The organism is Agromyces sp. MMS24-K17 (assembly GCF_043950245.1).
Classification (GTDB): Bacteria; Actinomycetota; Actinomycetes; order Actinomycetales; family Microbacteriaceae; genus Agromyces.
Window position 1 is genome coordinate 3296245 of sequence record NZ_CP171640.1, and the last position, 14391, is coordinate 3310635.

Annotated in this window: 15 protein-coding genes; 5 read left to right on the plus strand and 10 right to left on the minus strand. The window is 73.4% G+C overall.

The annotated features are described in order from the left end of the window. Positions 1-10 precede the first annotated feature (10 nt). From ACGGZK_RS15140 to ACGGZK_RS15160, 5 genes are all read right to left on the minus strand, one after another. Positions 11-1687 carry a ribonuclease J gene (locus ACGGZK_RS15140; protein WP_395243449.1) on the minus strand — a complete coding sequence of 559 codons (1677 nt, stop codon included), beginning with the start codon at positions 1685-1687 and terminating at the stop codon, positions 11-13. A gap of 77 nt (positions 1688-1764) precedes the next feature. Further along, complete coding sequence (gene dapA, locus ACGGZK_RS15145) at positions 1765-2712, minus strand: 4-hydroxy-tetrahydrodipicolinate synthase (RefSeq protein WP_395243450.1); 948 nt, start codon at positions 2710-2712, stop codon at positions 1765-1767. Positions 2713-2881: 169 nt separating this feature from the next. Next, positions 2882-5518 carry a carbohydrate-binding protein gene (locus tag ACGGZK_RS15150; protein ID WP_395243451.1) on the minus strand — a complete coding sequence of 879 codons (2637 nt, stop codon included), beginning with the start codon at positions 5516-5518 and terminating at the stop codon, positions 2882-2884. A 107-nt stretch (positions 5519-5625) separates the two neighbouring features. Next, entirely contained in the window at positions 5626-6138 is a 513-nt protein-coding gene (locus tag ACGGZK_RS15155; RefSeq protein WP_395243452.1) for a dihydrofolate reductase, read from the minus strand. A 1-nt stretch (position 6139) separates the two neighbouring features. Continuing rightward, positions 6140-6949: a thymidylate synthase gene (locus tag ACGGZK_RS15160; protein WP_395243453.1), complete on the minus strand. Its 810-nt coding sequence runs from the start codon at positions 6947-6949 to the stop codon at positions 6140-6142. A gap of 114 nt (positions 6950-7063) precedes the next feature. Between ACGGZK_RS15160 and ACGGZK_RS15165 the strand changes: the two genes are divergently transcribed. From ACGGZK_RS15165 to ACGGZK_RS15180, 4 genes are all read left to right on the plus strand, one after another. Next, a complete protein-coding gene (locus ACGGZK_RS15165) occupies positions 7064-7522 on the plus strand; it encodes a TlpA family protein disulfide reductase (protein WP_395243454.1) in 459 nt (152 codons plus the stop codon). Beyond that, complete coding sequence (locus tag ACGGZK_RS15170; RefSeq protein ID WP_395243455.1) at positions 7509-7970, plus strand: DUF4395 family protein; 462 nt, start codon at positions 7509-7511, stop codon at positions 7968-7970. The genes ACGGZK_RS15165 and ACGGZK_RS15170 overlap by 14 nt, the downstream gene beginning before the upstream one ends. A 66-nt stretch (positions 7971-8036) precedes the next feature. After that, positions 8037-8462, plus strand: a complete 426-nt coding sequence (locus tag ACGGZK_RS15175; protein WP_395243456.1) for an OsmC family peroxiredoxin — start codon at positions 8037-8039, stop codon at positions 8460-8462. Position 8463: 1 nt separating this feature from the next. Next, complete coding sequence (locus ACGGZK_RS15180; RefSeq protein WP_395243457.1) at positions 8464-9366, plus strand: TIGR01777 family oxidoreductase; 903 nt, start codon at positions 8464-8466, stop codon at positions 9364-9366. Here ACGGZK_RS15180 and ACGGZK_RS15185 read toward each other — a convergent pair. Further along, positions 9341-9787, minus strand: a complete 447-nt coding sequence (locus tag ACGGZK_RS15185; protein WP_395243458.1) for a hypothetical protein — start codon at positions 9785-9787, stop codon at positions 9341-9343. The two genes, ACGGZK_RS15180 and ACGGZK_RS15185, sit on opposite strands and share 26 nt — an antisense overlap. Beyond that, positions 9784-10509 (minus strand): 4-hydroxy-tetrahydrodipicolinate reductase, encoded by a 726-nt coding sequence (gene dapB / locus ACGGZK_RS15190; protein WP_395243459.1) that lies wholly within the window; start codon positions 10507-10509, stop codon positions 9784-9786. Before dapB ends, ACGGZK_RS15185 begins: the two co-directional genes overlap by 4 nt. A gap of 103 nt (positions 10510-10612) precedes the next feature. Here dapB and ACGGZK_RS15195 point away from each other — a divergent pair, with 103 nt between their 5' ends. Then, complete coding sequence (locus tag ACGGZK_RS15195) at positions 10613-11098, plus strand: GNAT family N-acetyltransferase (RefSeq protein ID WP_395243460.1); 486 nt, start codon at positions 10613-10615, stop codon at positions 11096-11098. 19 nt (positions 11099-11117) lie between these two features. Here the strand turns inward: ACGGZK_RS15195 and ACGGZK_RS15200 are convergent, their stop codons facing one another. From ACGGZK_RS15200 to ACGGZK_RS15210, 3 genes are read right to left on the minus strand one after another with little or no spacing between them, the layout of a single operon-like run. Next, positions 11118-11723, minus strand: a complete 606-nt coding sequence (locus ACGGZK_RS15200; RefSeq protein WP_395243461.1) for a histidine phosphatase family protein — start codon at positions 11721-11723, stop codon at positions 11118-11120. A 29-nt stretch (positions 11724-11752) separates the two neighbouring features. Continuing rightward, positions 11753-13141, minus strand: a complete 1389-nt coding sequence (locus tag ACGGZK_RS15205) for a M16 family metallopeptidase (RefSeq protein ID WP_395243462.1) — start codon at positions 13139-13141, stop codon at positions 11753-11755. A gap of 54 nt (positions 13142-13195) precedes the next feature. Further along, a complete protein-coding gene (locus tag ACGGZK_RS15210; protein ID WP_395243463.1) occupies positions 13196-14320 on the minus strand; it encodes an aldo/keto reductase in 1125 nt (374 codons plus the stop codon). Between the last annotated feature and the right edge of the window lie 71 nt (positions 14321-14391).

Below are 14391 nucleotides of genomic sequence, written 5' to 3' on the forward strand. Positions count from 1 at the left end.
GGGGCCCCGGCTACGCCTCGATGACCAGCGGCACCAGCATCGGGCGGCGGCGCAGGCGCCGGTTCACCCAGGTGCCGAGCGTACGCCGCACGAGCTGCTGCAGCGCGTGCTGGTCGCGAACCCCGTCGCGCGCCGCGTCGGCGAGCGCCTGGATGATCTTCGGCTTCACGTCCTCGAACACCGCGTCGTCCTCGGCGAAGCCGCGGGCGTGGATCTCGGGGCCGGAGATGACCCGGCCGGTCGTCGCGTCGACGACGACGATGACCGAGATGAAGCCCTCCTCGGCGAGGATGCGGCGGTCCTTCAGGTCGGCGTCGGTGATCTCGCCGACCGTGGATCCGTCGACGTACACGAAGCCGAGGTCGAGCTGGCCGACCACCCGCACGTCGCCGTCGCGGAGGTCGAACACGGTGCCGTTCTCGCCGATGAAGGTGCGCTCCTCGGGGATGCCGGTCTGCCGCGCGAGCCGCGCGTTCGCGACGAGGTGCCGGTACTCGCCGTGGATCGGCAGGACGTTGCGCGGCTGGAGGATGTTGTAGCAGTAGAGCAACTCGCCCGCGGCCGCGTGGCCCGAGACGTGCACCTTCGCGTTGCCCTTGTGCACGACGTTCGCGCCGAGCTTCGTGAGCCCGTCGATCACGCGGTACACGGCGTTCTCGTTGCCGGGGATGAGGCTCGACGCGAGGATGACGGTGTCGCCCTCGCCGACCTCGATCTGGTGGTCGCGGTTCGCCATGCGGCTGAGCACCGCCATCGGCTCGCCCTGCGACCCCGTCGACATGTAGACGATGCGGTCGTCGGGGATGTCGCCGGCCTTCTTGTAGTCGACGAGCACGCCCTGCGGCACCCTGAGGTAGCCGAGCGACTCGGCGATCGTCATGTTGCGCACCATGCTGCGGCCGAGGAGCGCCACGCGGCGCCCGTTCGCGTGGGCCGCGTCGAGCACCTGCTGCACGCGGTGCACGTGGCTCGAGAAGCTCGCGACCACGACCTTCTTCGTCGCCCGCGAGATGACCTGGTCGAGGACGGGGCCGATCTCCTTCTCGAGCGGCGTGAAGCCCGGGACATCCGCGTTCGTGGAGTCGACCATGAACAGGTCGACGCCCTCCTTGCCGAGCCGCGCGAACTCGCGCAGGTCGGTGAGCCGGCCGTCGAGCGGGAGCTGGTCCATCTTGAAGTCGCCGGTGCCGAGCACCGTGCCGGCGCTCGTGCGGATCGCGACCGCGAGCGCGTCGGGGATGGAGTGGTTGACCGCGATGAACTCGAGGTCGAACGGGCCGAGCTGCTCGCGCTGGCCCTCCTTCACCGTGAGGCTGTAGGGCTGGATGCGGTGCTCCTTGAGCTTCGCCTCGACGAGCGCGAGGGTCAGCGTGGAGCCGATCAGCGGGATGTCGGCGCGGCGCTTCAGCAGGTACGGCACGGCGCCGATGTGGTCCTCGTGGCCGTGCGTGAGCACGACGCCGACCACGTCGTCGAGGCGGTCGGCGAGGAAGCCGAAGTCGGGCAGGATCAGGTCGACGCCGGGCTGGTGCTCCTCCGGGAAGAGCACGCCGCAGTCGACGATGAGGATCTTGCCGTCGATCTCGTAGCTGGTCATGTTGCGGCCGACCTCGCCGAGGCCGCCGACGGGGATGATGCGGAGCGTGCCCGCTTCGAGCGGGGCAGGGTCGATGACGACGTCGGGCATGTGCCCTCCTTGATCTCGGTGTGCAGTTGGTGCGGGCCGCCTGGGCCGCGCGGATGTCTCGGTGCCGACGCGTCGCGTCAGCGGGTGGTGCCGGCGACCTTCGGCAGCGCGCCGCCGGCGGCGGCGTTGCGGTCGGGCCGGAAGTTGTGGAAGTCGACGCCGGGGATGCCCTGGACGTGGTCGATCTCGTCCTCGATGAGGGCGGCCTCCCACTCCTCGGGGCCGACGAGCGGCAGGCGCACGCGCGGGCTGCCGATGCGGCCGAGCCCGTGCAGGATGTACTTCGCCGCGACCGTACCGGGCACGTGGGTCATGACGGCGCGCACGAGCGGCTCGAGCTGCTGGTGCGCGGCGGTGGCCGTCTTCAGGTCGCCGCGGTTCACGGCGTCGACGATGGTGCGGTACGGCGCCGGGGCGATGTTCGCGGTGACGCCGATGAGGCCGGTGGCGCCGATCGCGAGGTGCGGGAGCACGTTCGCGTCGTCGCCGGAGAAGTACAGCAGGTCGGTCTGGTTCAGCACCCGGCTGACCTCGCTGAAGTCGCCCTTCGCGTCCTTGACGGCGAGGATGTTCGGGTGCTTGGCGAGGCGCAGGATCGTCTCGTACTTGATCGGCACGCCGGTGCGGCCGGGGATGTCGTAGAGGATCACCGGCAGGTCGGTCGCGTCGGCGACGAGCCGGAAGTGCGTGAGGATGCCGGCCTGCGTGGGCTTGTTGTAGTACGGCGTGACGATCATGATGCCGTCGGCGCCGGCCTGCTCGGAGTGCTTGTACAGCTCGATCGCGTGCGCGGTCTCGTTCGAGCCGCCGCCGGTGATGATCTTGGCGCGGCCGGCCGCCACGTCCTTCCCGACCTCGACGAGCCGCAGCTTCTCGGGGTCGGTGAGGGTGGAGGTCTCACCGGTGGTGCCCGTGACGACGATGCCGTCGGCGCCCGCCGAGATGACATCGTCGATGTGCTTCTCGACCCCGGGCCAATCGACCTCGCCGTCCGCCGTCATCGGCGTGACGAGCGCGACGAGCACTTGTCCGAAGGGGTTCTCTCGAAGTCACGCCCTACAGGCTATCGGTTCCGCGCGGCCCGGCGCGGCCCGGCTCAACCCGGCGCGGCCCGGGCGACCCGGGCCGGGCCGTGACGCGCGCGCGCCGGGGTGCCCCTGCCGACCGCGGCCGGCCGGCAGGGGCACCGGGTGATCAGGCGATCCGCTCCCACGGACCCTTCTTGCCCGTTCCGGGGGCATCGCCGCGCGTCCACCACTTCGCCCGCCACAGCTCCCCGTCGTGACGAACGACGTCGCCCGCGAGGAAGATGCGCGTCGCGGTCCAGCGCGCCACGCCGTCCGCCGTCGCGACGACCTCCTGCCATGAGCCGCGTGCAGCCCCCGGCGCATCGCCGCGGGTCCACCACGACGCGACCCACGTGGATCCGCCGAAGCCGACGACGTCCCCCTCGTGGTAGGTCGTCGACGCGCTCCAGGCCGGCGGTGCCGAGGCGGCCACGTCGTCGCCGACCACGATCCCACGGCCGTTGGTGGCGAGGTAGACCCGCCCGAAGACATCGGGGTCGCCCTCGATGTCGGCGTGGAGGCTGCCCCACTGGTGCTCGTCGTCGTTGGCGCGGACCCAGGTCGCGCCGCCGTCGGTCGAGCGGTAGACGCCGCGGATCCCGTCGCGCTCGGCGGCCGTGTAGATCGCGGGTCGCGTGCTCCCGGGCGCCGCCTTGCCGAATCCGATCGTGTCGGCCTCGTCGAAGCCGCTCACCGTGCTCCAGCTGCGCCCGCCGTCGGTCGACCGCCACATCCCGTAGGCGCCGTCGTCCGAGCCGCCGGCGAACCAGAGTTCCCCGATCCGTCCGGGCATCGCGGCGAAGCGCGCGTTCCCCTCGGCGGGGAGCGCGGTGTCGTTCACCGCGGCGAACGTCGCGCCGCCGTTGGTCGAGCGGTAGAACGTGCCGGCCGCGAAGCCGTACACGGTGCGGGCGTCGGTGCGGTCGGCCTCGACCCTCGCCCCCGCGGGCAGCCCGACGACCGGGGTCCAGCCGGCGCCGGCATCCGCGCTCACCTGCGGCGCGCCGCCGGCCGGAGCCCAGATCGCGCCGGTGCCGTCGGCGGTGACGGCGACCGTGCCGGCCCCGGTGGCTCCGTCGACCGCGGGCGACGCCGTCCAGGTGACGCCCGAGTCCGTCGAGACCGCGGCGCGGTGGACGCCCGCGCCGTCGGTGCCCGCGCGGGCGATGACGTCGGAGGCCAGCCCCGCGGCATCCACGCTCACCGCGCCGCCGAAGTACGGGCCCCGGAACGAGTTCGGCACGACGGCGAGGTCGTCGTGCACGAAGCCGCCGAGGTCGTACATCGCCGACACCAGGTCGACGTCGCCGGCCGGTGCGACGAGGTCCTGGATCGCGGTCTCCTCGATGCCGTCGGCCGCGGGAGCGAGGTGGATCACGCCGTCGGGCTCATCCCACGCGGTGAGGTCCTCCGCGCGGTAGATCGTCGCTCCGGTGCCGTACATCAGCTCGTCGGGGTCGTGCGGGTCGATCTCGAGCGCAGACACCATCCAGCCGAGCTTGGGCGTGGGCTCGACCCACGGCACCGGGTCGCCGACCTCCTTGCCGAACGCGAGCCACGGCACGCCGTCGATCGACTGCTCGTATTTGCGCACGACGTGCGCGCCGCCGTCGTAGGAGTAGTCCCAGATCGGCGACCACGTGTCGCCGCGGTCGGTGCTGCGGAAGATCAGGATGTCCGGCCACCACTGGATCTGCGTGGCGACCATGATCGTGTCGGGGTCGCTCCGGTCGATCGTCAGGCCGCCGAACCCGAAGTCGCCGCCGACGGGTCGCTGCGTGGGGGTGATGTCGGTCCACGTGCCGTCGTCGAGCCCGTACCGCCAGACCTCGCCGTCGGAGCCGTCGTACGGTCCGGACGTGTTCGTGGTCGAGAGGTAGAGGAACCGGCCGGCGTCGTCGATCACGCCGCGCTGCGGGAGGAATCCGGTCGGCGCGCCCGGGACCTCGGACCAGGTGGCACCCGCGTCGTCGGAGCGGTAGAGGATGTGGTCGGTGTCGGCGACGGCGGTGAAGATCGTGGAGGTCGCGGTGCCGGGCTGCGACGACGCGGCGTCGAACGCCGTCCACAGCACGCCGAGCTCCGACCGCAGGTAGGAGTTGTCCGAATCAGGGTCGGGCGCGAAGTCGCCGACGTTCGGGAAGCTCCGCACCTGCTCGAAGGTGACGCCCGCGTCGGTCGAGCGCCAGAGGCCCTGCCCCTCCTCGGCGCCGAAGTAGAGCACGTCGCCGTCGTTCGGGTCGATCTGGAGCCGCTCGCCGATGCCGCGGCCCGGCATGTTGCCCCCGACCTTGAACGGCAGGTCCGTCGCCTCCCAGGTCTCGCCGTAGTCGGCAGAGCGGAGGATCGCGCCGTCGTTCGGGTCCCACTCGTTCGTGTACATGCCGACGGCGGCGTACACGCGCGAGGTCTCGACGGGGTCGGTGGCGAGGCTGAGCACGCCGAGCCGGTTCCAGTCGTCCCAGCCGACGTGGTCGAGCAGCGGCACCCAGCGATCCGTGGCGCGGTCCAGCCGGTACGCGCCGCCGATGTCGGTGCGGGCGTACACGAGCCCGGCCTCGGTCGGGTTGTAGACGATACCGGGGACGTAGCCGCCTCCCGAGATCGCGACGTTCGACCAGTCGTAGGCGGGCGCGGGCTCGTCGCCCGCGGGCGGTCCCGCCACGGACGCGACGGCCGCTCCCGCCGATCCGGCGGCGACCACGGCGCCCGCCGCTGCGGCGGCGACCGCCGTCGTCCAGGTTCTCGATCTCCAACGCACCATTCGCACTCCTTCGTGTCGGTCGCGGATCCGGTGATCCGGTCGCGAGAGTATCGAAGCGCTTCGAATCGCACAAGGGTCGCCGAGCGCGGGCGAGGGAGGTCGGGAGGTCAGCGCTCCAGGCGCAGGAATCGGTAGCACAGACCCGTGCGGGACGTCTGCCAGTCCCCCGCCTCGGTCGGCCGCCACCCGTCCCTCGACGGCGCCACGGCGTCGCCCGCGACCTCGAGGTCGATCTCGGTGACCTCGAGCCGGTCGGCCAGGGTGATCGCCTGGCGGTACACCTCGGCGCCGCCGATCACCCAGGTCCAGCCGTCGGGCCCGCGGCCCTCGGCGGCGAGGGCGAGGGCCTCGTCGAGGGATGCCGCGCGCTCGGCGCCGTCCGCGGCCCAGTCGGGCTGCCGGGTGACGACCAGGTTCCGCCGTCCGGGCAGGGGCCGGAACCGGGGCGGCAGCGACTCCCACGTGCGCCGCCCCATGACGACGGGGCATCCGTCGGTGACCTGCTTGAAGTGCGCGAGGTCCTCCGGCAGGTGCCAGGGCATGCCGCCCGCAGCGCCGATGACGCCGTCGCGCGCCTCCGCCCAGACCAGGCCGACGCGGACCGAACCGATGCCCGCCACGTCAGACCGCGACCGCGGCCCGGATCGCGGGGTGGTGCACGTAGTCGACGACGTCGAAGTCGTCGTACTCGTAGTCGAGGATCGACGCCGGCTTCCGCGTGAACCGCAACGTCGGGTACGGGTACGGGTCGCGGGAGAGCTGCTCGGCGACCTGCTCGCGGTGGTTGTCGTAGATGTGGCAGTCGCCGCCCGTCCACACGAACTCGCCCGGCTCGAGGCCGACCTGCTGGGCGACCATGAGCGTCAGCAGCGCGTACGACGCGATGTTGAACGGCACCCCGAGGAAGAGGTCGGCGCTGCGCTGGTAGAGCTGGCAGCTGAGCTTGCCGTCGGCGACGTAGAACTGGAAGAGCGCGTGGCAGGGCGCGAGCGCCATGTCGGGGATGTCGGCCGGGTTCCACGCCGAGACGATGAGCCGGCGCGAGTCGGGCGTGCGGCGGATGTCGTCGATCACCTGGGCGATCTGGTCGATGTGGTCGCCCGAGGGCGTCGGCCACGAGCGCCACTGCACGCCGTAGACGGGCCCGAGCTCGCCGCGCTCGTCGGCCCACTCGTCCCAGATGCTGACGCCGTGCTCCTGCAGCCAGCCCACGTTGGACTCGCCCCGGAGGAACCAGAGCAGCTCGATCGCGATCGACTTGAAGTGCACGCGCTTCGTGGTGATGAGCGGGAACGACTCGGCGAGGTCGAACCGGATCTGCCGGCCGAAGACGCTCGTCGTGCCGGTGCCCGTTCGATCGGACTTGTGCGTGCCGTTCGCGAGCGTGTCGCGCAGGAGGTCTTCGTACGGGGTCGGAATCGCCTGGCTCACGCCCTCGATGGTAGCCGCCGCCGCCGACCCCGGTCGGATGCCCCGCCCCGGCGGGCCGCGTCACGGGGGGTCACACGCCGCCGCGGGGCATCCGACCGGCCTAGCCTTCGGTCCATGGACTGGCCCGTCGCGCTCCTCGCCGCTGCCGCGCTCGTCGCGATCGCGACGGCCGCGGGGTTCGCGATGCGCGCGCGCACCGGCCGCGTCTCGACGGTCTCACCGGCGTCGGATGCCCCGGCCCGGCCCGATGCCGCCGACCTGCCGCTCGCTCCGGGCGCCCTCGGCGCCGAGGCCACGCTCGTGCAGTTCTCCACCGAGTACTGCAGCCGCTGCCCCGCCACCGCCCGCGCGCTCGGCGAGCTCGCCGGCCGGTACGAGGGCGTGCGCCACGTGGAGATCGACCTCACCCGCGACGCCCGGCTCGCCGACCGGTTCGGCATCGTCCAGACCCCGACCACGCTCGTGCTCGACCACGCGGGCGCCCGCGTGGCCCGCATCGGCGGCGTCCCCCGCACCGCCGACCTCACCGCCCTCCTCGACCGACTCACCGGGAGCGACCATGTCCCAGCCTGACGCGCCGCGCGGCATCGACCCGCGCGGCCCCCGCTTCGCCGCCGCCATCACCGCCGCGCTGCTGCTCGTCGACGTGGTGCTCGGCCTCGCCGACGCCGCCCTCGCCGCCTGGATCCTGCTCGCCGCGCTGTCGGCGATCTTCCTCTGGAGCGCGATCGCGGGCGTCTCGCGCTCACCGTGGGGCTGGGTGTTCCGCACCCTCGTGCGCCCGCGCCTCGCGCCGCCCGCCGAGCTCGAGGACCCGCGCCCGCCGACCTTCGCCCAGGGCGTCGGCTTCATCGTGACCGTCGTGGGCGTGGTGCTCGGCGTGGCCGGGCTGCCGCTCGCCGTGCCGATCGCGGCCGCGTTCGCGTTCATCGCCGCGTTCCTCAACGCGGCGTTCGCCTTCTGCCTCGGCTGCCAGATCTACCTGCTGCTGGTGCGGGCCCGGGTCATCCGCCCCGCCTGAGCGTGCCCCTGCCGCGCACGGCGTGGCATGGCTAGGCTGGAAATCCGGCTTCGAGGAGGAGGAACCATGGCGGTCACGAGCGAATCCACCACCGTGTGGGCAGGCGGACTCATCGACGGGAACGGAACGGTCGCACTCGACTCGTCGGGCCTGGCCCAGTTCCCCGTCAACTGGAAGGCCCGCTCGGAGGGGGTCGCGGCGACCACCACGCCCGAGGAGCTCCTCGCGGCCGCGCACTCCGCCTGCTTCTCGATGGCGCTCTCGTTCGCCCTCGCCAACGCCGGGCACGCACCCGAACGCGTCCAGACGACCGCCGCGGTGACCTTCGAGGCCGGCAAGGGCGTGCTCGGCAGCCACCTCCTCGTGAGCGCCCGGGTGCCCGGGCTGAGCGAGGCGGAGTTCGAGGCGTTCGCCGACGACGCGAAGGCCAACTGCCCGATCTCGCAGGCCCTCGCCGGCATCCCGATCACGATCGAAGCCGAGCTCGCCTGACGTGCGGGTGCTCGTCGCCGGCGCATCCGGCTTCATCGGCACGGCGCTCACCGCGCGCCTCCGCGACGACGGCCACGAGGTGCTCCGCCTCGTGCGCCGGCGCGCGGAGGCCGCCGACGAGGTGAGCTGGTCCCCCGCGTCCGGGATCATCGACTTCACGGTGATGGACCGCGTCGACGCGGTCGTGAACCTCTCCGGCGCCTCGCTCGCGCACCTCCCGTGGACGAAGCGGTACCGCCGGGAGATCCTCGACTCGCGCATCGGCGCGACGCGCACGCTCGCCGACGCCATGCGCAAGGCCGCGAACCCGCCCACGGTCTTCCTCAGCGGGGCCGCGGTCGGCGTCTACGGCGACCGACCCGGGGAGCTCCTGACCGAGGCGTCCTCGCCGGGCACGGGGTTCCTCGCCGACGTCGTGCAGCGCTGGGAGCAGGCCGCCGCGCTCGCGCCCGCAGCCACCCGGACCGTGACGTTCCGCAGCGGCATCGTCATCGGCCGCGGCGGGGCGATGCAGCGGATCTCCACGCTCACGAAGCTCGGCGCATCGGGCCGGCTCGGCACCGGCGGCCAGCACTGGCCGTGGATCGCCCTCGACGACGAGGTCGGCGCGCTCGTGCACCTGCTCGGCTCCGACCTGTCGGGGTCGGTCAACCTCGTCGGGCCGACGCCGGCGACCGCCGACCAGGTGCTCGCCAAGCTCGCGGCGAAGCTGCACCGCCCGTACGCGATGCACGTGTCGGAGAAGCTCCTCGACACGGCGCTCGGCGTCGCGGCGCAGGAACTGCTGCTGGCCAGCCAGAAGGTGCGCCCCAAGCGCCTGCTCGAGGACGGCTACGAATTCTCGTGCCGAACGATCGACGAGGCGATCGACGCGATGCTCAGCGGGTCGGCCGCGCGAGCGTGATCGACCGGCGGATCGCGCCGCGCGCCCGCTTCCGGTCACCTGCGGCGTCGTAGGCGAGCCCGAGCCGCAGCCACGACCGCCAATCGTCGGGGTGCGCCTCGGCGTCGGCCCGGAAGTCTTCGAAGGCCGCGTCGGCCGCCGCACGGTCCTCCGCGCGCCCGCTCGGGCGGGTCGACAGGCCGAGGTCGATCGGCCCGTCCTCCGCCTCGAGCCGGCGGACGAGACGCTGCGACCGCACGCCGAAGTCGATCTCCCGCCACAGCGCCCACGCGCCGATCAGGGGCAGCACGAGCAGGGCGACGCCGATGGCGACGGCGATGGGCTCGCCCGTCTGCACGAACTGCACGGCCCGCCAGCCGACGAGCACCAGGTAGGCCGCCAGCAGCACCCCCATGAGGAGCGCGCCGGCCCGCGCGCTCATCGGCCGCCGGACAGGTCGTGGGCGAGGAGCGCGTCGAGGCCGAGCAGCGCATCGAGGCCCACGACGATGCCGTCGGCCTCGGGGGCACGGCGCAGGGCGAGCAGGATGCCCGCCTCGTACGAGCTCGACGACAGGGTCGAGTGCGTCACGGTGAGCGTCTCGCCGACGCCGCCGAGCACGACCCGCTGCTCGGCCAGGAGTCCCGACAGCCGGAGGCTGTGCACCGGGATGCCGGCGACGAGCTGCCCGCGGGCGCGCTGGTCGGCGTGCGGCGCCTGCACGGGCCGGTCGCCGCGCCGGTCGGCGATGACCTCGGCGGTGCGGACGGCGGTGCCGGACGGGGAGTCGACCTTGCCCGCGTGGTGCGCCTCGACGACCTCGATCGACTCGAAGTACGGGGCGGCGAGCGCCGAGAGCACCGTGCCCAGCACGCTGCCGACGGAGAAGTTGGGGATGAACAGCACGCCGGCCTCGGTGCCCGCGGTGCGGCGGTGCGCGGCGATGCCGGCGATGCGCTCGCTCGACCACCCCGAGGTGCCGACGACGGTGGGGATGCCACGGTCGACCGCGTGCCGGACGATGCCCTCGCTCGACGCCGGGTGGGTCACGTCGAACACGACGTCGGCGCCGTCGAGCTCGTCGAGGCTCGAGCGGGACGAGAGCCCGGCGTGCAGCTCGAGGTCGTCGGCCGCCTCGATGAGCCGGAGTGCGAGCTGTCCCATCTTTCCCGTGGCCCCGGCCACGGCGACCCGTATCGTCACGGGATCCGAGTCTACCGGCGCCCGCCGGAGCGGCAGGGCGCCGGCCCCGACCTAGGCTGGGCGCATGCCGACGTACCGCGACGCCCTCCCGACCGATGCCGACGCCCACGCGCTGCTCGTCGAGTACTTCGCGGAGCGGGCGGCCGGGTTCCCGGCGGCCCAGGGCGCCTACCGGCCGACGTTCCCCGCCGACGCGTCGTTCACGCCGCCGGCCGGCGTCTTCCTGCTGGTCGAGGGCGACGACGAGGCATCCGCACCGGTCGGCTGCGGCGGCGTGCGCCGCATCGAGCCGTCGCCGGAGGGCCGGGTGCGATACGAGGTGAAGCACCTCTGGCTCCGGCCCGAGGCGCGCGGGCACGGCGCGGGCCGCCGGCTGCTCGCCGAGCTCGAGGCCCGGGCGATCGCCTTCGGCGCCGAGGAGCTCGTGCTCGACACCAACGCGAGCCTCGAGGCCGCGGGCGGCCTCTACCGATCGAGCGGCTACGCCGCGATCGCGCCCTACAACGACAACCCGAACGCGACCGACTGGTACGGCAAGCCGGTCGGCTGACGGTCGCCGCCCGCCCGGTTCAGATGCCGTAGACCTCGGGCAGCCCGGTGCGGAGCTCCGCCGGGAGATGGGCGACGTCGTTGTGCACGACGAGGTTCCACGGCCGGCCGGGCTTCTGGCTGAGCACCGTGAGCCCGCAATGCGCCTGGTTCACCGACACCCAGCGCCAGTCCGGGGCGCCGAGCGCCTCGCGCACGAACCATCCGATGACGAAGTTGTGCGTGATCAGGAGTTCGTGGCGGTCGCCGCGGGCGCCGCCGCGCAGGAACTCGGCCGCGGCATCCGCCATCTGCGCCCGTCCGGCCTCGACCTCGTCGGGCGTGAACGACTTGAAGAACGGGTCGTACGCCGACGGGGTCTCGGGGGCCGGGCCCGAGGGCACGCAGTCGAACAGGAGCGCCGAGGGCTCGGGCTCGAGGGCGGGCATCTTCGCCGCGATGATGTCGGCCGTCTCGGCGGCGCGCTGCAGCGGCGAGTGCCACGCGGCGTCGAAGTTCACCCCGCCGAGGCGGGCGGCGAGCAGCTCCGCCTGCCGGCGGCCGCGCGGCGAGAGGGCCCCGTCGGCGACGCCGTACTCCGCGTCGAGTTGTTCGCCGTGACGGACGAGGTAGAGGTGGTGGGTCACTGTTGGTCCTCGGTTGCGGGTGGCGTCGCTCAGGCGACGTCGGTACTGGCCACGGCGTCGACGGTGACGCCGCGGAACGCCTGCTCGTCGGTCGCGCCGACGGCGACGACCGAGAACGGGCGGGAGACGAGGTCGGCCGCGAGCGACCGGACGTCGTCGATGCCGACGAGCCCGATCCGGCGCAGGGCCTCGTCGAGGTCGGTGAACTCGCCGAGCGTGAGCTCGGCGCGGCCGAGACGGGACATCCGCGTGTCCGAGTCCTCCAGCGCGAGGGCGCTGGCCCCCGCGAGCTGGCCGGTCGCCCGCGTCAACTCGAGCTCGGTGATGCCCTCCTCGGCGACGCGCTCGAGCTCGGCCCGCATCAGCGACGCGACGGTCGGGGCCTTCGCGGGCGCGCAGCCGGCGTACATGCCGAACAGGCCGGCGTCGGAGTAGCCCGGTGCGAACGAGTACACGGCGTACGCGAGGCCGCGGCGCTCGCGCACCTGCTGGAACAGGCGCGAACTCATGCCCGAGCCGAACACGGCGTTCAGCACGCTCAGCGTGGCGCGACGCGGGTCGGTCGCGACGAGGCCGGGCACGCCCATGAGCAGGTTCACCTGCTCGGTCGGTCGCTCGACGACCGTGAGCGGTGCGCCGGGCGCGAGCGACGTCTCCGCGGTCGAGCGGCGCTCGACCGGCGTCCCGGCGACGCCGAGGTCCCAGCCGCCGGCGACGAGCGAGGCCTGGAGCACCTCGATGACGCGGTCGTGGTCGACGGCGCCCGCCACGGTGACCACGAGGTCTTGCGGGCGGTAGTTGGCGGCGTAGTGCTCCCATACGGCATCGCGTGCGGCCGCGCGGATCGTCTCGGCGCTGCCGCCGATCGGCCGGCCGAGCGGATGCCCGCCGAGCACGGCCTCGAAGAAGCGCTCGTTCGCGACGTCGGCCGGGTCGTCCCCGGCCATCGAGAGCTCCTCGAGGATCACCCCGCGCTCGTTCTCGAACTCCGCCGGGTCGAGCAGCGACGACGTGAACATGTCGGCGAGCACCTCGACCGCCATCGGGAGGTCGCGATCCTGCACCTTCGCGTAGTAGCAGGTGTACTCCTTCGCGGTGAGCGCGTTGTGCTCGCCGCCGACCGCGTCGAAGGAGACCGCGATGTCGAGCGCGGTGCGGGTGCGGGTGCCCTTGAACAGCAGGTGCTCGAGGAAGTGCGTCGACCCGAAGCTGGCGGGATGCCCCGAACCGGCGGGCTGCTCGTCGCGCGAGCCCACCGCCACCCAGAAGCCGATCGTCGCACTCCGGCTGCCCGGGACCCGTTCGCTGAGGACCCGCACCCCCGAGGGGAGGATTGTGCGCCGGACGAGCGAGTCGCCGGCGGCCTGGAACGTGAGCTCGGCCACGCCGAGAGGAAGGTCGACCGCGCCGTTGTTCATCCGGACCAGCCTACCCGGCTCGCCTCCCGCGCGCCGGGGCGCGCGGGCGAGGCGCTACGCGGATGCGCGGTCGAGCTCGACCAGCTCCGAGCGATGCAGCTGGAGCGACGCCGCCGCCATCAGGGCGTCGACCTGCTCGGGCGCGCTCACCCCGGCGACCGGCGCGACCACCGTCGGCTTCGCCTGCAGCCACGCGATGGCCACCGTCGCCGGCTCGACGCCGCGCCGGAACGCGATGTCGTCGAGCGCCGCGAGCACCCGCGCCCCGCGACGGCCCAGGTGCCGGGCGAGCCGCGCCCCGCGCGCGTCGTGCGCGACCTCGGCGCGGCGGCGCACCCGACCGGCGAGGAACCCGTTCGCGAGCGCGAAGTACGGCAGCACCGAGAGGCCCTGCGCGTGCGCGACGAGCTCGGTCGACCCCTCGTACGGGGACCGGTCCATCAGGTTGTACCGGGTGGTCAGCGTCTCGAGCCGCGGCAGGCCGTTCGCCGCGAGCACCCGCGCCTCGATCAGGCGCTCGGGCGAGAAGTCGGAGGCGCCGACGGCCCGCACCTTGCCGGCGGCGATGAGCGCGCCGAGCTCGCCGAGCGTCTCGGCGAGCGGGACGTCGGGGTCCTCGCCGTGGAGGTACAGCAGGTCGATGCGGTCGGTGCGGAGCCGCTGCAGCGAGTCGTCGACGGCGCCGTGGATCGACTCGGGCGAGAGGCCCGGGTGGTCGGGGTGCCGGCCCACCTTCGTCGCCACGACCATGCGGTCGCGGGTCGCGCGGGAGGCCATCCAGCGGCCGATGATCGTCTCGCTGCGCCCGGCGGCGTAGCTGTCGGCGGTGTCGAGCATGGTGCCGCCCTGGGCGGCGAAGCGGTCGAGCACGCGCTCGGAGTCGTCCGGCCCGAGGGTCCAGCCGAAGACGCTCCCGCCGAGCACGAGCGGATGCGTGGTGATGCCGGAGTCGCCCACGGGCTGCGGGGTCGGGACGCGGATGGGCCCGGAGAACGCGTTGGTCTCGACGAGGCTCGTGCGGCCGTCGGCCTCGGGCACCGGCGCGACCGCGCCGACCCCCTCGAGCATCGCGTCGGGGACCGGCTCCGACGCCGAGTCCGCCTCGACCCGTACGTCCTCGAGCACCGCACCCGCCGCGCCTTCGCCGCGGGCCCGGTTCTGCAGACTCCATCGTGCCACGTTCTCCTCCTCCCCAGGATTGGCTTTGACCTTACGTCGCCCGCGACGGCCGTCCCCCGTACGGCGCGTGA